The sequence below is a fragment of the Streptomyces sp. NPDC054770 genome (assembly GCF_053611985.1).
Genome location: NZ_JBSHBL010000044.1, coordinates 72,099 through 97,604 on the forward strand (window position 1 = coordinate 72,099; position 25,506 = coordinate 97,604).

Here is a 25,506-nt window from a genome sequence, read left to right on the forward strand (position 1 = left end):
GCGGAGGCGGGCCCGGTCTCACGTGTGGGCCGCGGCGGTCGGCCGGCGTTCGAAGAAGCCGGGGTACCGGCGTCGGCAGATCAGCAGGGCGAGCAGTCCCAGCAGGATCGTCCCGGTGCCGATCGCGAACGTGCCGCCGACGCGGGTGCCCGAGGAGAACGGGAGTGCCCAGCTCGTACCGCTGTTGGCGGGATCCCAGGCCTGGATCAGGCTCCAGGCACCCGCGGCGAGCAGGACCACCCCGCCGATCGCGGGGAGGACGACGCTCAGCCAGAGACCCGCCGCTGCGGCGCGCCCCTCGGTGCGGTGCACCCAGGCGGAGGTGAGGCCGGTGAGGCCGTAGTAGAACGCGATCAGGACCCCGCAGGCGGACACCGCGTCGCCGATGACGAGTCCGTGGCCGAGGAAGTTCATCGCGACGTACACCACGGCGCCGATGACCCCGACCGCGATCGTGCCCACGTGCGGGATGCGGAAGCGCGGGTGCACCCGGGCCAGTGCGCGGGGCAGCGCGCCCTGGTCCCCCATCGACAGCATGGTGCGGCTCAGGGTGAGGACGGTCGTCTCCGTCGAGGCGGCCGCCGAGGTGAGGACCATGAGGATCAGCAGGTGCCACAGCACCGAGCCGAGACCGCTCGCCCCGAACACCGCGGTACCGAAGCCGTAGAGGACGTCCCCGGAGTTGTCCGGGTTGTTCAGGCCGATCCCGGTGTCGCCGATGCCGGCGAACGAGATCGCGGCGAACGTGGCGACGAGGTACAGCGCCACCAGCAGCACTGTGGACCAGGTCGCGGCACGGCCGGGGACACGGTGCCGGTCGGCGGTCTCCTCGTTGACGGTGAGCGCCGTCTCCCATCCCCAGTAGATGAACAGCATCAGTACCAGGCCGCTGACGAACGCGCTCATGGACGCGCCCTCGAACGGGTTGAGCCAGGACAGGCTCGGCCGTCGGGTCCCGGCCGGCGCGGTGCCGGCGTACACCCGGACCAGGGCGACGACGGACAGCGCCACGAGCATGCCGAACTCCAGGAACAGCAGGGCCCGTTGTACCGCGGCCGCGATCTCGATGCCGCGGTAGCAGACGAGGGTCATCAGTGCGAGCCAGCCGAGTCCGGCCAGCAGCACGCGCCAGTCCGCCGGTGCGGAACCGATGCCGTCCGCGCCCGCCAGCAGGAACACGTACTGTCCGGCGACCTGGGCGAGGCTGCCGATCACGAGGACGAAGGAGGCGATGATCGCCCAGCCGCCCAGGAAGCCGAGGTTCGGATGCAGTGCCCGCGTGGCCCAGGTGAAGATCGTGCCGCAGTCCGGATCACGCCGGTTGAGGGCGGCATAGCCGAAGGAGACGAACAGGATCGGGACGAAGGCCAGCACCACCACGGCCGGGGCCTGGAAGCCGACGTATCCGACGACGAAGGCCAGCGTCGCGGTGAGGCTGTAGGCGGGCGCCGCGGAGGCCACGGCGAGGATCAGGCTGGTTGCCATACCGAGCGCGCCGGAGCGCAGGCCCTTGCCCGTGGACTCTCCGTCGAGGGTCTCGCCGACGCGGTGGGGCTCCGGCGCGGGTGCCGACACCCGGCCCCGTCGAGAGTCCTGTTGATGTTGCGAATCTGAGGCCATTGCAACTCCCGATCTAGTCGCCTACGGGTATCGACAACAAAACGCAATGCCTGATTGGCGAGTCAGCCTGGCCGTGGCCCGAGTTGCTGTCAAGGCCTGGATCGCAATTTCGCAAGGCATCTTGACTGAAGAGTCAGAGTTGCGACACGGTGACCGGCGTGACAACACGAGAAGCTTCTGCCGTCGACACCGAGGTCGTGGTCGTGGGCGCCGGATACGCGGGGCTGACCACCGCGTGGCGGCTCGCCGACGCCGGGGTCGACGTGGTCGTCCTGGAGGCCGCCGACCGGGTGGGCGGCCGCGTGTTCAGCCAGGTGAGCCCGTCGGGGGTGCGCCTCGACCTCGGCGGTCAGTGGATCGGGCCGAGCCAGCGACGGTTCCATGCGCTGGCGGCCCGGTTCGGCTGCCGGACGTTCCCGACCTGGGAGACCGGGCGCCACGTGGAGATCCGCGCCGACGGCACGCGCGTGGACTACGCGGGCGCCGCACCGGACGCCGGACCGGGCATCGCGGAGTACGAACGCGTCACCGCCCTGCTGGACGGACTCGCCCGTACCGTCGACCTCGAACGGCCTTGGTCCACCCCGCGGTTCGCGGAGTTCGACGCGTGGTCGGCCGAGGACTTCTTCCGCGCGGAGACCCACGACGAGGACGCCCAGCTGCGGCTGGCACTCGCGGTGCAGGGCGTCTGGTGCGCCGAACCGCGCGAGATCTCCTTCTTCCATGTGCTGTTCTACGTGGCCTCGGCCGGCGGGTACGAACAGCTGATGGAGACCAGCGGCTGCGCACAGGACGCCCGGTTCTCGGACGGGGCGGACGCGGTGGCCCGCGCGCTCGCACAGTCGCTGGGCGGAAGGATCCGGCTGGGCGATCCGGCGCTCTCGATCCGGCAGACCGCGCACGGGGTGGCGGTGACCACCGGCCACACCGAGATCCGCGCGAGGCGGGCGGTGGTCGCGGTGCCTCCGGCGGCGGTCGGGCGCATCGAGTTCGACCCGGTGCTGCCCGCCGGGCGGCGCGGCTGGGTGCGCCACTCCCCGATGGGACGGGTCGCGAAGGTGCACGCCGTCTACGAGGAACCCTTCTGGCGCGCGGCGGGACGCTCCGGGATCGCGACGCTCTACGGCGAAAGCCCGGTCGGCGTGGTGTTCGACAACTCTCCCGAGGACGCCTCGCGGGGCGTGCTCGTCGCGTTCGTCTACGGCGACCGGCTCGACCGCTGGGCCGCCGGGACCGAAACCGGGCGTCGCCGCGAGGTGCTGGCCACACTGTCCGCGGTGGCCGGAACCCGGGCGGACCGGCCGCTCGACTATGTCGAGAAGATCTGGCCGCGGACGGGCTGGACCATCGGAGGCTACGAGTGCTTCCTGACCCCGGGGGGCTGGACCCGGTACGGGAGGGACGGGTGGCGGGAGCCGTCCGGACTCGTCCACTGGGCGGGGACCGAGACCGCCTCGGTGTGGAACGGCTACATCGACGGGGCGATCTCGTCGGGTGAGCGTGCCGCGGCCGAGGTGATCGGCGCGCTCGCGGCTGTCCGGCAGCAGGGGTGAACCGCCTTGCCTGACATACTGGCCGGGTTATGACCAGCATCGAGGACCGGCCGGCTGCGGCCGCCGATCTGCCGGGGCGCGTCCGGACGGCGATCCGGGCGGCCGGCGTCTCCCAGCGCGAACTCGCCCACCGGATCGGGATGGACCCCACCGCCCTGTCCAAGGCGCTGCGCGGGACCCGGCGGCTGCGCGAGGTGGAGGTCGCCGCCATCGCCAAGGCCTGTGGAGTCTCCACGGACTATCTGGTCGAGGGAACCGGCCCGGAGCCCGTGCTCCCGCCCGAGAGCGGGCGGGACCGGGCACAGCCGGTGACGGCGCAGGAGCGGCGGGACCAGATCCTCGAGGCCGCGACCGTGCTCATCGCACGCCGCGGCTATCACAACGTGCGCGTCTCGGACATCGCCCGCTACTGCGGGACCAGTACCGCGACCGTGCACTACCACTTCCCGAGCAAGGAAGCCGCGTTGCACGCCGCGCTCGAGTACTACGCGCAGCGGTTCCGCACCCGGCTCGACGAGGAGTTCGGCCGGGCGAGTTCCGCGCGCGACAAACTGCGCCGCCTGATCGAGGTGCAACTGCCGGTCGCCTCCGACGACATCGACGAATGGTCGGTGTGGATCCAGTTCTGGAACCAGGCGATGCTCGAACCCCGGTTGCGGCCCGCGCAGCGGCGGATCTACTCGGGCTGGTACGGGGTCGTGGTGGAACTGCTGCGGGAGTGCCGGTCCGAGGGCCTGGCACCGGAGGCGGACGTCGAGGCACTCGCCGACCGGTTCACCGCGATGGTCGACGGCCTGGCGATCCAGATTCTCGCCAGCTCGACCGAGATGCAGCCGGACCGTATGCGCTCGCTCCTGCTGCGGGCCTTCGAACCGCACCTCCACCTGACCGACCGGCCTTCGCCGTCCCCTTGAGACACCCGGTGCCGGGCCGCCGGGCCCGGCAGGGCGGTCGGCTGCCGCCACGATGCGCCGCCGGCAGCCGGCAGTGCAGGAGGAGACGTCAGCCGGACGCGTGACGTTGCTTCACATTCGCAGGGGGTTCGGGAGAGTCGGCAGGCGCGCGGAGCGGAGTGCCCTCGCGCAAGATTCATGTAGCGGCCAACTTTTTTCAGCACTCGGCAACACCCGTGCAACGAGCAGGTGTTGGACGTAATGGGCGGGCCAAGTCCTTCCGCGCGTTGGCCTGGAGTTCACGAGCCGCACCTGACGCACCGCACCTCCCGGGGCCCAGAGTGAACGTCGGCCCGTGCTTGTGGCCGGGCCGGCCGTCACTCCCGCAAAGGTTCTCCTGTCGGAGATCCCGAGAATGGAGCATCCATGGCTGAACTGACCCGTCGCAGACTCCTGGGCTCCGCCGCCGGCGCGATCGGCGGCGCCGCGGCCCTTTCCCTCCTTCCGCCCAGCGTCCAGAAGGCCGTCGCCGCCGAGCCGCCGAAGAACGGCTCCCTGCACGACATCGAGCATGTCGTCATGCTGATGCAGGAGAACCGGTCCTTCGACCACTACTTCGGCACCCTCTCCGGTGTCCGCGGCTTCGCCGACCCGCACGCGCTGAAGCTGGACAACGGACGGTCCGTCTTCTACCAGCCCGACGCCGTGAACCCGAAGGGCTACCTGCTGCCCTTCCACCTCGACACCCACACGTCGTCCGCCCAGGCCATCCCCTCCACCAGCCACGCCTGGTCGGTCCAGCACCAGGCCTGGAACGGCGGCAAGATGGACCAGTGGCTGCCGGCCCATCGCGCGGCCGACGGGGTCAACGGCCCGTACGTGATGGGCTACTACACGCGCAAGGACATTCCTTTCCAGTTCGCGCTCGCGGAGACCTTCACCATCTGCGACAACTACTTCTGCTCGGTGTTCGGCCCGACCTGGCCCAACCGGCTGATGTGGATGACCGGTTCGATCGACCCGGGCGGCACGCTGGGCGGTCCGATCATCAGCAACGTGGCGCCCACGCCGTACCGCTGGACGACGTACGCCGAGCGCCTCCAGGCCGCCGGGATCAGCTGGAAGGTGTACCAGGAGGAAGACGACTACGGCACCAACATGCTGGAGCAGTTCGCGTCCTTCAAGAACGCGCAGCCCGGCTCCGACCTGTACGAGCGGGGGGTGCGCCCGCAGGCGCACGGCACCTTCGAGGACGACGCCCGCAACGACCGGCTCCCGACGGTGTCGTGGATCTGCCCCACGAGCTACCAGTCGGAGCACCCGGACTACCTGCCGGCGGCGGGTGCCGACTACGTGGCGTCGAAGATCGAGGCCATCGCGTCGAACCCGAAGGTGTGGCGCAAGACCGCCTTCATCCTCAACTACGACGAGAACGACGGGCTGTTCGACCACGTGGCGCCGCCGACACCGCCGTCGGGCACGAAGGACGAGTTCATCCAGGGCCTGCCGATCGGCGGCGGCTTCCGGGTCCCCGCCATCATCATCTCCCCCTGGACGGTCGGCGGCTGGGTCGCCTCCGAGGCCTTCGACCACACCTCCGCCCTGCAGTTCCTCGAACGCTTCACCGGCGTCGAGGAGCCCAATGTCAGCGACTGGCGCCGGCGGACCTTCGGTGACTTCACCACGGCCTTCCGCTTCCGCGACGCCCGCCCGCGCCCGCCCCGTCTCCCCCACAACACCGCCGAGCAGCTGGCGAAGGCGCAGGAGGAAGTCGCCACCCTCCCCAAGCCCACGCTTCCCCAGGCCGACCAGACCTACCCCCGCCAGGAGAAGGGCCACCGCCCGCACATCTGACCTCCGGTACCCGGGGACAGGGTCGACAGCACACCCCGCCCGCCGGTCCGCGGAGTCCGTCGGGCGGGGTGTCGCATGCCGGGAGTGCTCGGAGTGCTAGGCCTGGGCGGCCGGTTCGAGTGCCTCCACGGCCGCGGCGGCCGCGGACGAGTCCTGGCCGTAGAAGATGTCGATGTCGACCTCCTCGCCGCCCATCGTCAGCGTGTCCCAGGCGCCGCTGAGGACGAGCATGCGCAGCGTGGCGGGCTGGAGTGTGCGCAGGCGTTCCAGGATCGCCTCGTCGTCCGGCATGCCGGGCAGGCGGGGGGCCAGGCGGTCGCGGATGGCCTGCATGCGCTCCAGCAGGGTCTTGGTGTCCGCCTCGCGGTCGGGCTCCTCGGGGATCCCGTCGATGCCGTGGCCGATGATGTCCTTGATCGCCCAGGTGACGCCCCGGTCGTCGGTGGTGACCATCGCCTTCCACGCCCGGCTCTTGTGCCGGTACTGCAGCATCGACATCGCCGCCTCGTGCCTCAGGAAGTCCGCGTCCCGGAACGACCTGCCGTTCCATGCCCCGTTGAGGGAGCGGGCCAGCGAGATGGCGGAGGCGAGGCCGCTGTTGAGGCCGCGGCCGGGCCAGAAGTGGATCGCGTTCGCGGCGTCGCCGAGCAGGAAGCCGTAGGTGCCCGGCGAGGTGGTGGTGGGCGGCAGCAACTCGGCGGAGAACCGGGGGCGTTGCACCATGTCCAGGCGGAAGCTGGTGACCGCCGACAGGTCGTCGGCCTCGACGCCGAACAGCAGCAGCCCCTCCTGCACCCGCCGCCACAGGGCCGACCCCTTGACCAGGGCGGGCAGGAACAGCGTGCCGTGCGTCGAGCACTGGAAGTCGCCGAACTCGTCGCGGTCCATCAGGCACGGGCGCGAGGCAATGCACTCCTCGAACACGCGGCGGACCGGGTCCAGGCCGATCACCTCGGCCGCCTCGGCGTCGGTGAGCCGCATGTTGAGGAAGCCCTCACCGCGCAGCGAGTTGAGCAGGAAGCGGTTCTGGGCGACCGTCATCAGGACTGCCATGGGGTCGGTCAGGCCGGACTTCACGCGCAGGCCGAGGACGACGTCCTGGAGGTGGCGGCCGTCGAGGGAGTAGATCGACTCGTCGGCCTTGCCGAACCGGGCGGCGAAGTGGTCCCGGGTGCGGGACCGGCCGCCGTCGCAGATCGCGAGCACGTGCTGGCTGGCGAGCGCCTCCTGCTCCTTCGCCGCGTCGAACCGGGCGGGTATGAGGCGGATCCGGTCCCGCTTCTCGTTGGCCAGTTCCAGCAGCCGGTCCTCGATGTAGGCGATGCGCATGTTGCGCGGGCTGTGGTCGCCGACCGAGTCCGGGCCGGAGGGCCACATCTCCGTGTAGTGCTCCGGGTCGAAGAGGCGCGCCTGGACCTCCTCCGGCCACGCGAGGTACTGGCGGCTCTGTACGGTCACCACCTGCTGGCGCCGTACGTTGCCCTCGTCCTGGCTCTTCCAGACGACGCTACGGCCCTGCTTGCGCCACCTGCCGTCGTAGACGGTGATCTTCACCTGGGGCCCGAGGAAGTGCTCCAGGAGCAGGGCGAGGGACAGGCCGACGGGGCCGCCTCCGGCGACGGTGACCTGCAGTACGGGTCCCTGTTCGCTCTCCTGCCCGGCGTGCGTGACGGAGCGGGGCAGGGAGAGCGCCATCAGCGTCTCCATCGCGTCCGCCACTTCGAAGCGGAACTCCTGGTCGCCCAGGGTGATCTCGTCCCCCGGCTGGAGCAGCCGGGACTCCACCTCGTCCCCGTTGACCAGCGTGCCGTTGCTGCTGGCCAGGTCGTTCAGGACGTAGCCCTCGTCCTGGTCGAAGACGATCTCCGCATGGAAGCGGGAGACACTGAGGCTGGAGATGACGACAGTGTTCTCCGCGTTACGTCCGAAGGTGACGCGGGTGTCCAGGATCGGGATGCGCTCCCCCGCCAGCAGACCTTCGAGCCCGACGAGCACCGGTGCCACGGCACTTCCTTCCAGGAGTGGATGATCTCGACATCACTGCGGCACCACCGGACGCTGTCGACCAGTCCACGCCGGACGGCAGTCAACCGGCGGCACAGTTCCGCACGGTGGCGTACGGCTTCGTTCGCCAACCGCCCCCATGAGGGAGCATATAGTTGCTTAGCCAAGTATTTCCAGTGTGCACATCGGTACAATCCCTTCCGATCTGGGGGAACTTGGTCGACTTTCGGCCAGTGGTCCGCGGCAGCGCTCGGCGGCGCCGGCGTGGGACGGCGGCCGGTGCGCGGGAGAGCCCCCTGGGCGGTACGGGCAGATGAGCGTGGAGCGCAGGCATCGTCTCCCGGGGCCGTATCGGCCGCGCTGCCAGTCCTCGACGGGTGCCGCGGCGCCGTCCGCGATCGGGACGACGCTCCCGGTGCGGGCTGATGCGTGGGCTCGTGCGGCCTGCACGGGGCGGCGGAGAAACGAACGCTCGGGGGGCAGCGAGAAGGTTTCCGACCGGACTCGATGAGATAACGTTATCTACCCATCGGAGTGCCGCCGGCGGGCGGTGCGGGACGCCCCGGGGCGCTGTTCACCGTGGCGCACGCAGGGGGCACGGCGGGCGGGTGGCGTTCCGTACGCAGCTGCCACCGCCTCCCGAAAGGGCGTCCGTGGGGCCGTGCGGCCGTGCGTCAGGCGCGTATCTCGCCGGAGCCGCGGACCTTCAAGGTGACCGGGACGATCACGGTCTGCACCGGGCGTCCGGGGTCGGCTATTCGGGCGCGGAGCAGTTCGACGGCCGTCTGGCCGATCTCGGCGGTCTGCTGGGCGACGACGGTGAGGGCGGGTTGCAGGAGGTCGGCCAGGGGCACCTCGTCGAAACCCACGAGGGCCAGCCGGGAGGCCGCCTGCGGGCCGAGCCGCCGCAGGACCGTGAGCGTGGTGTCCATGTTGCCGGTGACCAGGGCGGTCGCCGGCTCCGGGCCGCGCAGCGCGGTGTCCAGGGCGGCGGCCACTCGTTCGGGGGTGATCTCCCCGGGGTGCACCAGCCCTTCCACGCCTTCGCCGTGGGCCCGCAGGGCGGCGCGGAAGGCGGCGGCGCGCTCCCGGCCCGAGAAGACGCGTTCGCTGTCGCCGATGTATGCGATACGGCGGTGGCCGTGCTGGTGCAGGTGGTGGAAGGCGATGCCGATGCCGGAGGCGTTGTCGGACATGACGCAGTCGACGGATATCCCGCTCATCGGGCGGTCCATGGCCACCAGCGGCATGCCCGCGTCCAGCTCCGGCTGGAGGTAGGCGTGGTTCTCGCCGAACGGCTCGACGATGATGCCGTCGAGGCGCTGCCGGCACATGGAGATCAGTATGTCGCGTTCCCTGGTCTCGTCGAAGTCCGTGGAGGCGGCGAGGAGGGTGAGCCCCGAGTCGCGGGCGGTGCGCTCGATGGCGGCCAGTTCGGGGTTGACCTCGGCGATCCGGCGGACCGCGGCGCCGATGGTTCCGGTGACGCCGGTGCGCAGCTGCCGGGCGCGCTCGTCCGGGGCGTAGTTCAGCGCGGCGATCGCGGCCTCGACCTTGGCGACGTACTCCGGCCCCACCGTGGGGTCGTTGTTAACCACCCGTGAGACGGTCCGCAGGGCCACCCCGGCCTCGCGCGCCACGTCGACCATCGTCGGGCGCTTGGGCCGTCCCGCGCTCTCACGCCGTGCTCGCGTCATCCGGCAGCTCCTCCTCGAAACATCGGACCGATATCAGACCGGCCCTTGACACATTCCCGCAACGCGCTTCTATCCTCGCGATAACGTTATCCCGAAGGATGCCGCGGCGTCGATCCTCCCCGGTCCGCCCCGTCCGCCGGGCCGCATCGTCCGTTCAGGAGACTTCCATGAGGCGCAAACGTCCTACTGTTGTCTGCCTCGCCGCAGCGCTCGCCCTCACCGGATGCTCTGCCGCGTCGACCGGGAGCGGGAAGGGCGGCGGCAGCTCCCTGACCTACCTCACCTTCGAAACCCCCAGTCTGACCGCCAAGTTCTGGGACACCTCGATCGCCAACGCCGAGAAGAAGGTGCCGGGCGTGACGGTGAAGAAGATCGTCGCGCCGAGCACGGACCGGGACGCGTACGCCAAGCAGCTGCAGGCGTCGGGCCAGTTCCCGGATCTGCTCCAGTCGATCACCCCGTCGACGTTCGCGACGGCGGGGCTGCTCAAGCCGTACGACCAGAAGTGGGTGGACGCCAACTTCCTGCTGCCGCAGGGCAACGCCTACAAGGGCAAGGTCTACATCCCGCCGACCAACTCGCAGATCATCCCCGAGGTCTTCTACAACAAGAAGCTGTTCGCCAAGGCGCACATCGGCGCGGCCCCGAAGACCTGGTCGCAGTTCATGACCGTGTGCGCCAAGCTCAAGGCCGCCGGTATCACCCCGGTGGAGCTGGGCGGCGGCGACCCGTTCGCGGCGTCCATGCCGCTGGTGGGCATCCTCTCCGCCGACGTGCTGGGCAAGGACCCGAACTGGCTGAAGAAGCGCTACGCCGGCCAGGTCCACTTCACCGACGCCAACGTCAAGGGCGCGGTGACCAAGTACCGGACGATGGTGAAGAAGGGCTACTTCGAGGACGGCGCCCTCGGCGTCAAGTACGCCGACTCCATCACGAACTTCACGTCCGGCAAGACCGGGATGTACATGATGGGCAGCTGGTTCCTCGGTTCGGTGCCCAAGGACCACGCCGACGACTTCGGCGCCTTCCTCACCCCCACCGAGGACGGGTCGCTCGTGGTGCCGTTCTCGGTGGGCGGCTCCATGGCGATCAGCGCCAAGACCCCCGACCCCGCCAAGGCGACCGCGTTCGCCGAGGCCTGGTCGCTGGACCCGGCCAACTACAAGGCGCTGATCGAGGGTGACGGCGCGTTCCCGATGCTCAAGAACAAGACCCTGGACGACTACGGCGTCAACGTCACCAAGGTCTTCAAGGACTCGTACTCCTACGTCACCCAGAAGAACACGAAGGTCTCGGCGATCGGCTGGGCGACCAACGACGACTCCATGCCCTCCGGGCTCAACAACGCCTTCTACTCGGCCAGTCAGGCGCTGTTCTCGTCGGACGACGTCGACGGCCAGCTGGCCAAGCTGGACGCCGCCTGGGACTCGGCGACCAAGTAAGCCACCTCGGCGGCCCCGGGCCCGCCCGCCGGTTCCGGGGCCGCCGATCTTCTCCGAGGAAAGAGCCATGACCACCCGAGCCGTGTCCATTCGAGTCCGCCCGCGCCGTGGCGACCCCGCCCTGGGGTCGATCGCGTTCGTCGCGCTGGGCCTGTACGTCCTGTTCATCGTGGTGCCCGTGATCATGAGCGCCTGGAAGAGCCTCACGAACGAGAACCCGCTGCTGGCGCGGGCCGACTTCGTCGGCCTGTCCAACTACAGGGAGATGGCGCACGACAGCGCGCTGGCCGGAAGTCTCGGCTTCACCCTCCTGCTGGCCGGCGCGGTGACGCTGGTGGCCAACGCCGCCGGCATCGGGTTCGCGATGCTGCTCAACAGGACGTCGCTGAGCTTCCGGCTGATGCGGACCGTCGCGTTCCTGCCGCAGGTGCTGTCCGGTGTCATCGTCGGCTACGTCTGGCGCTACATCCTGGCCCGGGACGGCATCCTCGACAACGTCCTGCTCTCGCTGGGCGTCATCGACAAGCCGATCACCTGGCTGGGCAGTCCGCACCTGGCCGTGCTGTCCGTCGGGATCGTGGCCGCCTGGGTGCTGACGGGGTTCACCACCGTCGTCCACCTGGCCGCCTTGCAGTCGATCCCCGTCGAGCTGTACCAGGCCGCGATGGTCGACGGCGCCGGCCGGTGGCAGCGGTTCAGGCGGATCACGCTCCCGATGCTGGCCCCGGGCACCACGATCAGCGTCACCATCTCGCTGATCACGATGCTCAAGCTGTACGACATCATCGCCGTGCTCACCTCGGGCGGCCCGGCCGACTCCACCCAGTCCACCGCTCTGTACATCATCCAGCTCGCCTTCACGGACGACCGCTACGGCTATGCCTCGGCGGTCGCGATGCTCCTGCTCGTCGTCTCGATCGTCATCGCGCTGTCCGTGACCGCCGTGCTGCGCCGCCGGGAGGTGGACCTGTGAGCACGTCGACTTCGCAACGGCCCGTCGTCCGGGGGCGGGCAGCCGCGCCGGGGGCCGTGCCGGTACCGGGCAGGGACCGCCGCCGTGCCTGGACCTCACGGGGACATCTGGTGGCGGCCGGGCTGCTCACGCTGGCCTTCGTCAGTCCCGTCTACCTGACGGTCGTCAACGCCTTCAAGTCGCAGGACCAGATCATCCGGAACCCGGCGGCGCCGCCCGCCCCGCCGACGACGGGCAACCTCACGGACGCCCTCGCGCGGCCCGACCGGATCGTCCAGATCGGGCTGACCAACTCCGCGGTCACCGTCGTCGCCTCGGTGCTGCTGATCATCCCGCTGGGCGCGGCCCTCAGCTTCTGGCTCTCCCGGCGCCCGGCCGGGCTGCGCCGGATCGTGCTGGCGTGCTTCGGCGCCGGCCTGATGATCCCGCCCGCGGTGGTGCTGCTGCCGACCATCCGCATCCTGGCCTTCCTGCACCTGGACCACACCTATCCGGGGCTGGTCCTCGCCAACGTCGGCGGCGGCTACCTGTCGTTCGCGGTGTTCGTCTACTCCGGCTTCCTGCGGTCGATCCCGGCCGAGATCGTCGAGGCCGCGACCGTGGACGGCGCCCGGAGCCTGCGGGTCTGGTGGACGATCGTCATGCCCCTGCTGCGCCCGGCCACCGCGACCGTCGCGATCTTCCTGTCGCTGTGGATCTGGAACGACTTCATGAATCCGCAGTTCATCCTCGGGCCGCTGCACGGCCAGACGATCACCACCGGGATCTACCAGTCGGTCGGTCAGTTCTCCACCAACTACGCCCAGTTGTTCGGCGTGATGCTGCTGGCAGCGGTCGTTCCCGTCGCCGGATACCTCGCGTTGCAGAAGCAGTTCATCGCCGGACTGACCTCGGGAGCCACCAAGTGACCGTCGAAACCGCCGCCGGACCCGTGGACATCGGCCGGACCGGAGTGCCGGACCTGGAGGATGTCGCCGGGCACTGGGTCGGCGCGGACGAGATCGCGCACCTGCCCTCCCTGCGCAACCAGCAGGGGCAGGCGCACGTGAACCACGACCTGACCTCCCTGTCCTGGCTGGCCGCGCCGCCGTTCACCTTCGGCTACCACACCGGTGAACTGCACGTGGACGGCGTGGTCCCGGCCGCGCAGCGCTTCCTGTGGAAGCCGTGGGGCGTGCTGCGCGAGCACCGTCGCCCGGACGGGCTGCTGCTGACCACCGACACCCGGATGGCGCTCTCCCGGGACCTGCTCCTGTGGCGGATCGAGGTCGCCAACGAGAGCGACGAGGCCAGGACGGTCGAGCTGGCCCAGGACCTGTTCGCGATGGCCGCCCACGCCGAGGTCGGATACGGCTGGCTGTACGACGGCCCGTGGAACCACGGCATGCACCACGACTTCATGGCGCTGGAGCGCATCCGGGCCACCACGGGCGGCGGCGAGCCGCACTACCTGCTCTCGCCGGCGGCGCGGCGGCTCAGGCTGGGCAGGCCCCGGGTGCCGGGGATCCAGCGCGACGAGGACCACGGTCCGATGCTCCTGGACGACGCGCTCCCGGCGCACGTCAGCCACGACAAGGAGCCGGAGCCGCGGGCCGGCGTGGCCGGGGCCGTACGCGGGCTCGGGGTGGCGGGGGCCGGCGGTGATGTGATCCTGCGGGCCGACGGGACGATCGCGCTGACTCCCGACGGCGAGACGAACCTGGACGCCTTCGTGCTCTCCCCCGGCCTGACGATCGAGTTCGAGCTGCGGCTCGACGCGGCGGGGCAGTCCGGGACCGTGCTGACCCATGGCAACCACCCCGACTCGCTCCAGATCGGTGTCGAGGACGGCCGGCTGTGGCTCGGCATCACCGGGGAGCGGGAGCTCACCGACACCGAACCCGCCGTCGGGAGCTGGCACCGCGTTCGTATACAGGTGGCGGCGGACGAGGTCGTGATGTTCCTCGCCGGTGTCGAGATCGCCCGTACCCGGCACTGGACCGAGTCGCGCCGCTGGGTGTCCGGCACCGGGGACGGCACGGTCGCCTTCGCGGACACCCGGTCGCCGGCCCGCGCCGCCTACGCCTTCGCCGGGCCGGCCGGCGAGCTGCGGGCGGAGGGCGCCGGGCGCCGGGCGACCTGGACCTGCCGGATCGAGCCCGGGCAGAGCGTGGTCATCGGGATCGCGTGCGCGTACGGAACCGACGCCGACGCCGTCGCGGCACAGGCCCGTACCGCCGCCGAGGACTTCGAGGCGACGCTGCGGGCCGGCCGGGACGGCTGGCAGCGGCTGTGGGCCGCCATGTTCACCCCGGGCAACTCCGACTTCTCCGGGCACCTGCCCACCTTCACCACCGAGGACGCCGGCCTCGCGCGCACCTACTACATGGGGGCCCTGCAGGCGCTGTACCTGCGCACCACCCGGATCCGGCCCGGTGAGCCGGTGTTCCTCACCGGCGGCCCCCGGCTCGGACCGACCACCACCTACTTCTGGGACCACTGCGAGTGGAGCCGCCTGTACGCCCTGCTGGAACCGGCCGGACTGCGCTCCTGGCTGCTGCGGGTCCTGGCCGGGCCCTACGGTGACTCCTTCGGCGTCGAGAATCTCAGCGGCGGGCCCCTGGGCAACGCCTACAGCTCCACCGACTACGCCCTGTTCAGGCTCATCGAGCACTACGTCTGCATCACCGGCGACCTGGCCTTCCTGGACGAGACGACCGGCGGGGCGACCGTCCTGGCGCATGCCGAGCGGCTCGGGCTGGGGTGGCGCGAGCGGCGCAGTGCGGCCACCGGGGGCGTGCTCGCCGACTTCGGTGCCGATCCGTGGCAGCTGCTGGAGTGTGTGCCCACCTACACCGGTGTCGTCGCCTCCTTCAACGCCGCCTACGTCGCCTCGACGCGCTCGCTGGCCGGGCTGTACCGGCGGCTCGGCTGGCCCGAGGACGCCGAGCGGGCCGAGGCCGAGGCCGGCAGGCTGGCCGACGCGCTGCTGGACCTGTACGCCGGTTCCGGCCGCTGGCGGATCCTCCGTCCGGACGGGACCGACACCATCGGGCACTGTCTGGACTTCGGTCTGGTCGCGGCGGCCCTGCACCGCGAACTCCCGGAGGGGGTACGGCGGGAGATGGTCGACTTCGTCACCGGCCGGCTGCTGGCGGGCGGCTGGATGCGGGCGCTGAGTCCCGACGATCCGATCGCCGCCGCCTCCGACCGTCCCGACCACGGCGCGGCCGGTGCCTTCCCGGCCTGGCCCGGCATCACCGCCCACGGCCTGGCGCGCCTCGGCCGTCGGGACCGGGCGATCGCTCTCCTGCGCGACCTGTCCTCGGCCGCCTCGGGCGGGCTGTGGGGTCAGGCCATGGAGATCGTCACCGGGCCGGACGGCCGGCTCCGGGCCCGCGTGGCCGAACGCGGTACCTCCGTCCGCGACAACATCGCGGGCGCGGCCGGAGCCGAGGCGGTGCTCTCGGCCCTGTTCGACATCAACCCGGCGTTCGGGACCGGCCGCACCGCCGGACTGCCCGCCGACCTGTCCGTCGAGGGCATTGGAACGCTCACGCATCTCGGCCCGGTCGCCTGAGCGACCCGAAACCGACCCGTCCGAGGAACCGCACCGCAGAAAGGCTGACATCGCCATGCCGGCAGTCCGTGGCCACGCACCCGAGCCCTGCCACCGCTTCACCGGGCAGGCCTGCACCGGATACCGGGACGCGCTCGCCGGCCTCGCTCCGGGGCCGGTCCTCGCCATGGGCGGCCCGGTGGCCGTCGACAAGGCGCCGGTGCGATGAGAGCCGGCGACACGGCCGTCGTATCGGTACTGGAGATCGGCGGCACCCATGTGACCGCGGCCGACGTGGACACCGTGACCCGCACGCTCGTGGCCGGCCGGGCCTTCGGCGAGGCCGTGGACGGCCAGGGCAGTGCCGAGGAGATACTGGCCGCCCTCGTACGCTGTGCCACTCCCCTGACCGGCCGGTCCGCGCACCGGTGGGCCGTGGCGCTGCCCGGACCCTTCGACTACCACAGCGGGATCGGGCACTACGAAGGAGTCGGCAAGTTCGACGCCCTGCGCGGCTTCGACCTGGGGGCCGCCCTGACAGCGGCACTGCCCGGCGCGACCGCCGTCCACTTCTGCAACGACGCCGACGCGTTCGTCCTCGGCGAATGGTGGGCCGGGGCCGCGCGCGGGCACCGCAGGGCCGCCGGGATCACCCTGGGAACCGGTGTGGGCTCCTGCTTCCTGCACGACGGCCGCATCCTGCGGCACGGGCCCGGAGTCCCGCCCGAAGGCCGCATCCACACCCTGCGGTACGCGGGCAGACCGCTGGAGGACACGGTCTCCCGACGTGCCCTGCGGCACGCCTACGGCCGGGCGTCCGGCGCGTCGCCGCCCGACGTCCGCGACATCGCCCGCCGCGCCCGCCACGGCGACCGGGCCGCGGCAAGCGTGTTCACCGGCGCCTTCACCGCCCTGGGACGCGTGCTGGGACCGATCCTCACCGCCTTCGAACCGACCGTCCTCGTGGTCGGAGGCGCCATCGCGGGCGCCTGGGACCTCATCGCCCGGCCCCTGCGCGCGGGGCTCACCGACACCGATCCGGCCCTCACCGGGCGCCTCGTCATCACTCCGGCGCACCAGCCGTCCCAGGCACCCCTGCTCGGTGCCGCCTACCTCGCCACCACCGGCGGCCGGCCGGACGGCCCAGCCAACCCCCACTGAAACACCCCCGCCCAAGCGGAGCGGGACACCGCAAGAGAAAGGTCACCACGCCGTGACAACCTCACCCCGCCACCGGAGACGCATCAGCGCCCTGATGGCCTCGGCCCTCGTGGCCCTCGGCCTGACCACCCTCCAAAGCGGCGCATCCGCCGCCGCGCAACCCCTCGGCGATCCCACCGCGGCCCAGGCCCTTTCGACCGTGGCCGGGTTCCAGGGCGTCTGGAACTCCCCGCCCACCAACCTGGCGAACGGCGAGACCGTCGACGCCCCGCTGCTGGGCAACGGCGATGTCGGCGTCGCGGTCGGCGGCTCCGTCGACGACCAGACCTTCTACCTCGGCAAGAACGACTTCTTCTCCACCGCCACCAACGGCATCGAACCGCTGGGCCGGATCGTGCTGTCCGTTCCGGGCCTGGCCGGCTCGGACTATCACGTCGTACAGAACATCGCGCAGGCGCAGGTCGAGGGCACCTACACGCTCGGCGGCGAGAAGCTGTCGTCCACGAGCTGGGTCTCGGCGACCCGGAACCTGTTCGTCACCACCCTGCGGCTGTCCGGCTCGCACACCCAGCAGGCGAGCGTCACCGTGCAGGACGGTCTCGGGAAGTCCCCGGCGACGTCGAGCAAGGACGGCGTTCTCGACGCCGACGTGCAGGCCGGCACCACGGACGCGCCGGGCAACCCGCACGCCCGGATCGCCACGAGCGTGCGCGGCACCGCCGCGAGCGTGTCGGGCAACCGGATCAGCCTGACCCTCAAGCCCGGCGTGACCTACACCGTCGCCGCGGCGATCCAGAGCAGCCACGACACCCCCCGCTATCAGTCCGTCGCCCACTCGCAGGCGACCGCGCTGACCGGCGGCTCGCTGGCCAAGCTGTACGCCGCCCACGAGTCCTGGTGGCGGGAGTACTGGTCCCGGTCGTTCGTGCAGATCCCCGACCAGGCCGTGGAGAAGAGCTGGTACGGCTCGCTCTACCTGCTGGGCTCGGTCTCGCGCGCCGGGAAGTACGCCCCGGGCCTGTGGGGCAACTGGACCACCGGGGCCATGAACTGGTACGGCGACTACCACGCCAACTACAACTACGAGGCGGCGTTCTACCCGACGCTGTCGACCAACCACGTGGCCCAGATGGGCAACTACGACGACCCGATCCTCGACTGGATGCCGAGAGGCAAGGCGAAGGCCGCCGCGGCCGGCTACCAGGGCGTCCTCTACCCCGTGGGCATATCGCCCAACGGCACCAGCGCCGCCGACGACCTGTACAACCAGAAGTCCGACGCCGTGAACTTCGCCAGCGACATGGTCATGAAGTACGAGTACACCCGTAGCGCGTCCTACGCGCGCAAGGTCCTTCCCTACCTCGAACAGGTCGGGCTGTTCTGGCAGAACTACCTCACCTGGGACGCGGCCACGGGAACGTACAACATCGAGAACGACGCGCCGCAGGAGGGCGGCGTCTACCCGCAGACCAACAGCATCCTCTCGCTCGGCCTGGTGCACCTGCTGTTCCAGGGCCTGATCGACATGAGCAAGGACCTGCACACCAACGGCTCGCTGGTGCCCACCTGGCAGCACATCGACAGCAACCTGGCGCCGCTGCCCACGATGTCAAGGAACGGGCAGACCGTCTTCCGGCAGACCTCCGAGGGCTCCGGCTGGGTCACCGACGGCAACGACGTCGCCGTCCAGGCCGTCTACCCCGGCCTCCAGGTCGGGCTGAACAGCTCCGCCGACCTGCTCCAGACCGCGCAGAACACCGTCGCGCAGCTCAACAACTGGCACAGCGACAACTCCCCGGCCACGCTGTACGCGGCCGCCGCGGCGGTCGGCTACAACCCCAGCACCCTGATGGAGGAACTGCACTCCGAGGCCACCGCCTACTCGTACCCGAACATGGCGGTGCACCACTACGGCGGCGGCGTCGAGAACCTCAACGTCACCACCTCGGGGCTCGACGAGATGCTCCTCCAGTCCTACCAGCACGACATCAAGGTGTTCCCGAACTGGCCCGCGAACTCCAACGCCAAGTTCGGCGGCCTCCTCGCCTACGACGACTTCCTGGTCTCCAGCAGCATCCGCGACAACGCCGTCGAATACGTCCGGATCACCAGCCGGTCGGGCCGGAACCTCACCTTCACCAACCCCTGGCCCGGCAAGGCCGTGGAGTACTACGCGGACGGCGTCCACAGGGGAACCCTCTCGGGCACCACGATCAAGCTGCACACCACGGTCGGCGAGACCATCGACCTCGCCCCGGCCGGAACCAGCCGGGCCACCATCCAGCACGAGCTGTCCCAGCCGGCCAAGGCCGCCACGACCAGCTCACTGACCACCGGCTTCGAGACCGGGCAGACCCAGCCGACCTGGACCGACACCGTCGACAACGTCGACACCAAGGGTGACGGCAACTACGGCATCACCGGCCTGTGCTGCGGCCTCACGGGTCCCCAGGCGGCCGTGCGCACCGGCGAGCAGGCCCATACGGGCGACGCCGCGCTGATGTACTCGGGCTACGCCAACGGCGGTTCGTACGACCACGCCTACCTTCAGGTCTACGGCTTCAACGGCGCGCCGCTCGCCGTCCGCAAGGACACCGAGCTCAGCTACTGGATCTTCCCGCAGTCCGACGCCACCACGCCATGGGTGGACGCCGGTTCGGACAACAGCACCTGTGTCGCCGTCGACCTGGTCTTCACCGACGGCAGCGACCTGCGGGACTCCGGCGCCACCGACCAGTCCGGCAACGGGATCCATCCGGCCCAGCAGTGCGGTCACCTCACGCCGGACACCTGGAATCACGTGACCGTGGACCTCGGTGCGGTCAAGGCGGGGCAGGCGGTCGCCAAGGTGCTCCTCGGCTTCGACCACTCGGGGGCCACGGGCGGTTACCGCGGTTACGTCGACGACGTGAGCATCGGCTGACACCGGGGATCCGAGGGTGGGCCGGCGGCTGCCGCCGGCCCACCTCAGCGGTGCACCGGCGGTCGGACGGCCTCGGGAAGGGTCACGTGCACGTAGGTCTTGCTCTCCTGGAACTCGGCGAGGGACAGCGGTCCGCGCAGCCGGCCGATGCCGCTCTGCTTGAAGCCGCCCTCGGGGAAGCCCTCGTCCAGCACGAACCAGGAGTTGGTCCAGACGGTGCCCGCCCGTATCGCGCGGCTGACGCGTCGGGCGCGGTCCCCGTCACGGGTGAAGACGGCGGCCGACAGGCCGAACTCGGTGGCGTTCGCGCGGTGCACCGCCTCGGCCTCGTCGTCGAAGACCTCGAAGGTGGCGACCGGTGCGAAGACCTCCTGCTGGACGAGGTCGGCGTCGAGATCGGAGATCTCGATCAGGCTGGGGCGGTAGAACGCGCCCTCGGCGAGCGGTCCTTCGGTGACCGGTCCGCCGCGCACGACGGCCTTGCCGCCCTGTTCGAGGGACTCCTCGACGAGGACGTCGGCCCGGCGCACGGCGTTCCGGTCGATGAGCGGGCCCATCTGGGAGGCTTCGTCGGTCCCGGGACCGACGACGACCGACTCCAGGGCGGCGCCGAGCCGTTCGCGGACCTGGTCGGCGATGGAGCGGTGGACGAGGATGCGGCTGCCGGCCATGCAGAACTGGCCGGCGTCCAGGGTGAGGCCCAGGGTGAGCAGGGGCAGGGCGTGGTCCAGGTCGGCGTCCTCGAAGAGGATCATGGGGGTCTTGCCGCCCAGTGCCATGTTCATCCGCTTCAGGGTGGTCGCGCCCGTGGCGGCGATCAGCCGGCCGACGGCGGTGCTGCCGGTGTAGCTGACCGCGTCCACCTCGGGCGAGGCAACCAGGAACGGGGCCCCGGTGTCGCCGGACTCGGTGAACATGTTGACGACCCCGGCGGGCAGCGAGGGCACCTCGGAGAGGATGCGCGCCATCAGCGCGTTGGTCAGTGCCGTCTGCCCGGGCAGCTTCACCGCCACGGTGTTGCCCGCGGCCAGGGCGGGACCGAGCGCACGCAGGAACAGCGCGATCGGCGACTCCCACGGCACGATGATCGCCACGACGCCCAGCGGTTCGCGCAGGCTGCTGAACCAGACGTGCCGGTCGGTCTGCACGATCGATCCCGTGTCGGTGGTCAGGCCCGCGATCGCGTATCTCAGCGCGCCGACCGCGGACCGCGCCTCCAGCCGGGCCTCGCGGAGCAGTTTGCCGTTCTCCGCGGTGAGGACCCGGGCCAGTTCCTCGGCATGTGCCTCGAAGGCGGCCGCCGTCTCGGAGAGCGCCGTGCGGCGCAGGTCCCGGTCCAGGGACCAGGCGGTCGAGGCGAAGGCGCGGCGGGCCGCGACCACGGCCGCCAGCGCTTCCGGCCGCCCGCCGTCCGCGTACTCCCCCACGACCTCGCCGTTGGCCGGATTGACCGACTCGGAGACAGCGGCCGAGCCCCGCCACGTCCCCCCCTATCCAGTGCCGGGCCGTCCCGTCGTTGTCGTACATAGCGTCGCTACCTCCACGGCACCGGGCTCCACACCGAGTTGTGTACCCCTCCCGGCGAGAGCCTAGGAGGCCTGTACTTGCTTTGTAAAGCAAATCTTGGTGGAGTATGGCAGCGGGGCACAGGGCCAGGACGACGCCCCGGCGGCGCAGTGAGAATCCACTGTCTGTGCAGGACAAGCCTGTTGCGGGGCACATCGACAGCCGGACGTACGGCCGATCATCCTGGGAACGGCGACCCGGCGACCGCCCGGGACCGGAGCGGCAGGACTGAACTGAGGTGTGAAGGTGACGGACGGACCGGCCGAGGGTCTCGCCAAGCTGGTCGCGGGTCTCCTGGAGCGGGCGGACGGGCTCGGCGACGCCATGGCCGACCGCATCCGGTCCGAGGCCAGCGACCACGGCGGCAATTGCGTTCCGCTGGAGGAACTGCGCGAGTCGTGCCGAGTGGAACTGCGCAACGTCCTGCTGGCGCTCGCCGGGGAGGCCCCCCTCGACCCCGAGCTCGGCGCCGACACCGGTCGCAGGCGCGCCCGGCAGAACGTGCCGGAGTCCACGCTGATCGCCAGCTACCGGGTGGGCATCAGGTTCATCTGGGAGCTGCTGATCTCGGAGGCGGCCGAGACCGGCCTGGTCGGCCACGAGGGCCTGGTCACGGCGGTGTCCTCGATCTGGGCCGTGCAGGACCGGCTGATCGAGGAGACCATCGCCGGTCACCGCGAGGCCACCACCGAGCTGCTCCGCAGCGCCGAGCAGGAGCGCTCCGCGCTGCTCGAAGCCCTCCTCACCCACCGCAGCCTCGACGCCGGCACGCTGATGGCGGCCATCGACGTGCTGCGGATGCCGCGCTACGGCCGGTTCGCGGTGGTCGCGGCCGAGGTGTCCTCGTTCGGCCGCCACCCGCTCGCGAGGACCGAACAGGCCCTGCGCAGAAGCGGTATCCACTCGGTCTGGCACCTGCGTCCCGACACCCACGTCGGCATCGTCCAGCTCGGCACGGCCCGGCAGTACGAGCAGCTGGTCGAGGTGCTGGAGGGCGAGGCGGTCAGCAGGACCGGCGTCAGCCCGCCGTACGACGACCTGTACGACACCGGGACCAGCCTCTGGTACGCGAAGACCGCCATGCAGGGCGGACGCGCGGACGGCTGCGCCGTCACCGTGTTCGACGACTGCCTGGTGGCGGTCGCCGCGGCGGCCGCGCCGGAGATCAGCCTGCGCCTGGCCCGCAATGTCTTCGGCCCGCTCGACGCCCTCCAGCAGGCCGAACGGGACGTCCTGCTCGACACCCTGGAGACCTGGCTGGCCTGCGGCGGCTCGACCGAGGAGACCGCCCGGCGCATGTACTGCCATCCGAACACCGTGCGCCAGCGCTTCCGCCGGATCACCGAGTACACCGGCCGCTCGACCTCCGAACCGCACGGGATCGCCGAGCTCTGCATCGCGCTCTACGCGCTCCGGCAGAACCCGCAGCGCACGGTGGAGACCCCCTGACCGCGGGCCTGGCGCACCTCCAACACCTGCCACTCCCCCTCCCACCCCCACTCCCAGGAAAGGCGAGTCGGCCATGGCCGAACTGTTCTACGACGATGATGCGGACCTGTCCGTCATCCAGGGCCGGAAGGTCGCCGTGATCGGATACGGCAGCCAGGGGCGCGCCCACGCCCTGTCCCTGCGGGACTCCGGCGCGGACGTCCGTGTCGGGCTGAAGGAGGGCTCCGCCTCGCGGGTGCGGGCCGAGGCCCGGGGCCTGCGGGTGGTCACCCCGGAGCAGGCCGCCACCGAGGCCGACGTCGTCATGATGCTGGTACCGGACCCGGTGCAGGCCGAGGTCTACACCGCGGTGGTGGAGCCCCTGCTCCGGCCCGGCGACGCGCTGCTGTTCGCCCACGGGTTCAACGTCAGCTACGGGTTCATCGATCCGCCGGCGTACGTGGACGTGGTGATGGTGGCGCCGAAGGGGCCGGGGCACCTGGTGCGCCGCCAGTACAAGGCCGGGTTGGGCGTGCCGTGCCTGGTGGCCGTCGACCACGACGCCACCGGGGGCGCGCTGGCCCTCGGGCTCTCCTACGCCAAGGCCATCGGCGGCACCCGCGCCGGAGTCGTCCGGAGCACCTTCACCGAGGAGACCGAGACGAACCTGTTCGGCGAGCAGGCCGTACTGGCGGGCGGGACCAGCGCGTTGGTGAAGGCCGGGTTCGAGACGCTGGTCAACGCCGGCTACCAGCCGGAGGTCGCGTACTTCGAGTGCCTGCACGAACTCAAGCTGATCGTCGACCTCATGTACGAGGGCGGTCTGGAGAAGATGTGCCGGTCCATCTCCGAGACCGCGGAGTGGGGCGACTTCGTCGCCGGGCCGCGCATCATCACGGACGCGGTCAAGGACGAGATGCAGGAGATCCTCGCGGAGATCCAGGACGGGTCCTTCGCGGCCGCGTGGATGACCGAGTACCGGGCGGGCCTGCCCCGGTACAACGAGTACAAGAAGGCGGACAGCGAGCATCTCCTGGAGACCACGGGCCGTGAGCTGCGCAAGCTCATGAGCTGGGAGGACCAGAGCCGCTGAGCCGCCGGCCCGGTGCTCCCGGGCCGAAGCACCCCTGACCGTCCCGGATCCCGCGGACCGGTGCCGCGCGTCCCCGCACGCGCACACCGCTTCGCGCGATGACGCCTGCCCGCGTCCCGGGCCCACCGACCGAAAGAAACGGAAGACACCAGACCGCCATGTCCGACAATCCCCCCACCTGGAACGTCCGACGCTGGACCCTCGTCGTGGTCTGCACGGCGACGTTCATGCTCCTCCTCGACCTCACCGTCGTCTTCGTGGCCCTCAGCAGCATCCAGGAGGACTTCCACGCCGGCCTGGGCTCCCTGCAATGGGTCGTCGACGCCTATACGGTGCCGCTCGCCGGACTGCTGCTCACCGCGGGCACCCTGGGCGACCGCATCGGCCGGCGCCGGGTCTTCCTCGCCGGGATGACCCTGTTCACCGCCGGCTCGCTCGGCTGCGCGCTCGCCTGGTCGTCGCTCTCCCTCGACCTCACGCGTGCCGTTCAAGGTGCGGGCGGCGCCCTGCTGTTCGGGGTGGCGCTGCCGCTGCTCGGCGAGGCCTTCCCGCGGCCACGGGAGCGGGCCGGGGCGATCGGGGCGTTCGGCGCCACCATGGCCGCCGCCACCGCGGTGGGCCCGCTGGTCGGCGGCTACCTCGTGCAGGGGCCGGGCTGGCGCTGGATCTTCCTGGTCAACGTGCCGATCGGGCTGGCGATGCTGGCCGGGGGCCGGCTGCGGCTGCGGGAGTCCCGCTCCGCCACCGTCCGCGGCACCGACGCGCCGGGGGCCGTGCTGCTCACCGTGGGGCTGTTCGCGCTGCTGCTGGCCGTCATCCGCGGGAACGACGAGGGGTGGGCGTCGGCGCCGATCCTCGCGCTCTTCGCGGCGGCGGCGGTCCTGCTGGCCGCGCTGCTCGTCAGGGAGTCGCGGACCGCCGAACCCATGCTGGACCTGCGGCTGTTCGCCCGTCCGTCGTTCGTGGGGGTCTCGGTCGCCGTGTTCGCCATGATGGCCACGCTGGTCGCGGCCATGAACTACGCGGCCCTCTATGTCGCCAACACGCTGGGCTACGGCCCGTCGGCCACGGGGCTGCGTTTCCTGCCGCTGACCGTCGCCTCCTTCGTCGCCGCGCCGGTGACCGCCGCCCTCGCCGACCGCGTCCCGCCGCGGCTGACCATAGGCGGGAGTCTCGCTGTGACGGCGGCCGGGCTGGCGCTGACCGCCCGGCTCGACGGCGGTTCCGGGTGGACCGCGCTGGTCGCCGGGTTCGTCGTGGCCGGCGTCGGCCTCGGCGCGGGGAGCGCGGCGACCTCCAACGCGGCGCTGTCCCTGGCCGAGCCCTCGCGCGCCGGCATGGCGACCGGCACGGTCAACACCATGCGCCAGATCGGCCTGGCCACCGGAGTCGCCGTGCTCGGCTCCGTCTTCCAGCGGCGGGTCACCGACGCGACGAGCGAGCGGCTCGCCGCCACCGGGCTGCCGCACGACGCGATCGCCGCGCTGTCCGACGCGGTCGGTTCCGGCGCGGGTGTCCGGGCCGCGGCCGGGGTACCCGGACCGCTGCGGCCGGCGGTCGCCGAGGCGGCCCGGGTGGCCACCGCCTCGGGGCTCGACGACATCCTGCGCATCGGGGCGGTGGCCGCGGGCGTCTGCGCGGTGGTCGCGTTCCTGACGATCCGGCGGGAGCCGCCGGTGGCGGAGGCCGATGTCCCGGTGGCGCCGGCCCGGACCGGCGGTGCGGCGGGCGCGACGGACGGCGTCGAGGGTGCCGTACGGG

At 71.1% G+C, this 25,506-nt stretch carries 17 protein-coding genes; 13 read left to right on the forward strand and 4 right to left on the reverse strand.

Annotated elements, in window-relative coordinates:
- Positions 1 to 18: 18 nt before the first annotated feature.
- Complete coding sequence (locus ACWGKQ_RS32060; RefSeq protein WP_453295500.1) at positions 19 to 1,575, reverse strand: APC family permease; 1,557 nt, start codon at positions 1,573 to 1,575, stop codon at positions 19 to 21.
- A gap of 203 nt (positions 1,576 to 1,778) precedes the next feature.
- Here ACWGKQ_RS32060 and ACWGKQ_RS32065 point away from each other — a divergent pair, with 203 nt between their 5' ends.
- The 3 genes from ACWGKQ_RS32065 (at position 1,779) to ACWGKQ_RS32075 (ending at position 5,920) form a co-directional block, all read left to right on the forward strand.
- Positions 1,779 to 3,173 (forward strand): flavin monoamine oxidase family protein, encoded by a 1,395-nt coding sequence (locus tag ACWGKQ_RS32065; protein ID WP_453295501.1) that lies wholly within the window; start codon positions 1,779 to 1,781, stop codon positions 3,171 to 3,173.
- A gap of 29 nt (positions 3,174 to 3,202) precedes the next feature.
- Positions 3,203 to 4,087, forward strand: a complete 885-nt coding sequence (locus tag ACWGKQ_RS32070; RefSeq protein ID WP_453295502.1) for a TetR family transcriptional regulator C-terminal domain-containing protein — start codon at positions 3,203 to 3,205, stop codon at positions 4,085 to 4,087.
- 405 nt (positions 4,088 to 4,492) lie between these two features.
- Entirely contained in the window at positions 4,493 to 5,920 is a 1,428-nt protein-coding gene (locus ACWGKQ_RS32075) for an alkaline phosphatase family protein (protein ID WP_453295503.1), read from the forward strand.
- 96 nt (positions 5,921 to 6,016) lie between these two features.
- On the opposite strand, the gene ACWGKQ_RS32080 is transcribed toward ACWGKQ_RS32075, so the two are convergent.
- Complete coding sequence (locus ACWGKQ_RS32080; protein ID WP_453295504.1) at positions 6,017 to 7,924, reverse strand: FHA domain-containing protein; 1,908 nt, start codon at positions 7,922 to 7,924, stop codon at positions 6,017 to 6,019.
- Between the two features lie 674 nt (positions 7,925 to 8,598).
- Positions 8,599 to 9,621, reverse strand: coding sequence for a LacI family DNA-binding transcriptional regulator (locus ACWGKQ_RS32085; protein WP_453295505.1), 1,023 nt, complete (start codon positions 9,619 to 9,621; stop codon positions 8,599 to 8,601).
- A gap of 167 nt (positions 9,622 to 9,788) precedes the next feature.
- Here ACWGKQ_RS32085 and ACWGKQ_RS32090 point away from each other — a divergent pair, with 167 nt between their 5' ends.
- From ACWGKQ_RS32090 to ACWGKQ_RS32120, 7 genes are all read left to right on the forward strand, one after another.
- Complete coding sequence (locus ACWGKQ_RS32090) at positions 9,789 to 11,063, forward strand: ABC transporter substrate-binding protein (RefSeq protein WP_453295506.1); 1,275 nt, start codon at positions 9,789 to 9,791, stop codon at positions 11,061 to 11,063.
- Positions 11,064 to 11,130: 67 nt separating this feature from the next.
- Complete coding sequence (locus ACWGKQ_RS32095) at positions 11,131 to 12,036, forward strand: carbohydrate ABC transporter permease (RefSeq protein ID WP_453295507.1); 906 nt, start codon at positions 11,131 to 11,133, stop codon at positions 12,034 to 12,036.
- Positions 12,033 to 12,944, forward strand: a complete 912-nt coding sequence (locus ACWGKQ_RS32100; RefSeq protein WP_453295508.1) for a carbohydrate ABC transporter permease — start codon at positions 12,033 to 12,035, stop codon at positions 12,942 to 12,944. Before ACWGKQ_RS32095 ends, ACWGKQ_RS32100 begins: the two co-directional genes overlap by 4 nt.
- The gene (locus tag ACWGKQ_RS32105; RefSeq protein ID WP_453295509.1) at positions 12,941 to 15,595 is read left to right on the forward strand and encodes a hypothetical protein; all 2,655 of its coding nucleotides are present in this window, start codon (positions 12,941 to 12,943) and stop codon (positions 15,593 to 15,595) included. The genes ACWGKQ_RS32100 and ACWGKQ_RS32105 overlap by 4 nt, the downstream gene beginning before the upstream one ends.
- 55 nt (positions 15,596 to 15,650) lie before the next feature.
- On the forward strand, positions 15,651 to 15,803 hold the full coding sequence (locus ACWGKQ_RS32110; protein ID WP_453295510.1) for a hypothetical protein: 153 nt from the start codon (positions 15,651 to 15,653) through the stop codon (positions 15,801 to 15,803).
- The gene (locus ACWGKQ_RS32115; RefSeq protein ID WP_453295511.1) at positions 15,800 to 16,735 is read left to right on the forward strand and encodes an ROK family protein; all 936 of its coding nucleotides are present in this window, start codon (positions 15,800 to 15,802) and stop codon (positions 16,733 to 16,735) included. The genes ACWGKQ_RS32110 and ACWGKQ_RS32115 overlap by 4 nt, the downstream gene beginning before the upstream one ends.
- Positions 16,736 to 16,787: 52 nt before the next feature.
- Entirely contained in the window at positions 16,788 to 19,658 is a 2,871-nt protein-coding gene (locus ACWGKQ_RS32120; RefSeq protein WP_453295512.1) for a glycosyl hydrolase family 95 catalytic domain-containing protein, read from the forward strand.
- Between the two features lie 44 nt (positions 19,659 to 19,702).
- Here the strand turns inward: ACWGKQ_RS32120 and ACWGKQ_RS32125 are convergent, their stop codons facing one another.
- Positions 19,703 to 21,085 carry an aldehyde dehydrogenase family protein gene (locus ACWGKQ_RS32125; protein ID WP_453295513.1) on the reverse strand — a complete coding sequence of 461 codons (1,383 nt, stop codon included), beginning with the start codon at positions 21,083 to 21,085 and terminating at the stop codon, positions 19,703 to 19,705.
- A gap of 385 nt (positions 21,086 to 21,470) precedes the next feature.
- Between ACWGKQ_RS32125 and ACWGKQ_RS32130 the strand changes: the two genes are divergently transcribed.
- The 3 genes from ACWGKQ_RS32130 to ACWGKQ_RS32140 form a co-directional block, all read left to right on the forward strand.
- Positions 21,471 to 22,673, forward strand: a complete 1,203-nt coding sequence (locus ACWGKQ_RS32130; protein ID WP_453295514.1) for a PucR family transcriptional regulator — start codon at positions 21,471 to 21,473, stop codon at positions 22,671 to 22,673.
- A gap of 73 nt (positions 22,674 to 22,746) precedes the next feature.
- Positions 22,747 to 23,745, forward strand: a complete 999-nt coding sequence (ilvC, locus tag ACWGKQ_RS32135; RefSeq protein WP_453295515.1) for a ketol-acid reductoisomerase — start codon at positions 22,747 to 22,749, stop codon at positions 23,743 to 23,745.
- Positions 23,746 to 23,903: 158 nt separating this feature from the next.
- The coding region (locus tag ACWGKQ_RS32140; RefSeq protein WP_453295516.1) for an MFS transporter at positions 23,904 to 25,506 on the forward strand (1,603 nt) is incomplete at its 3' end.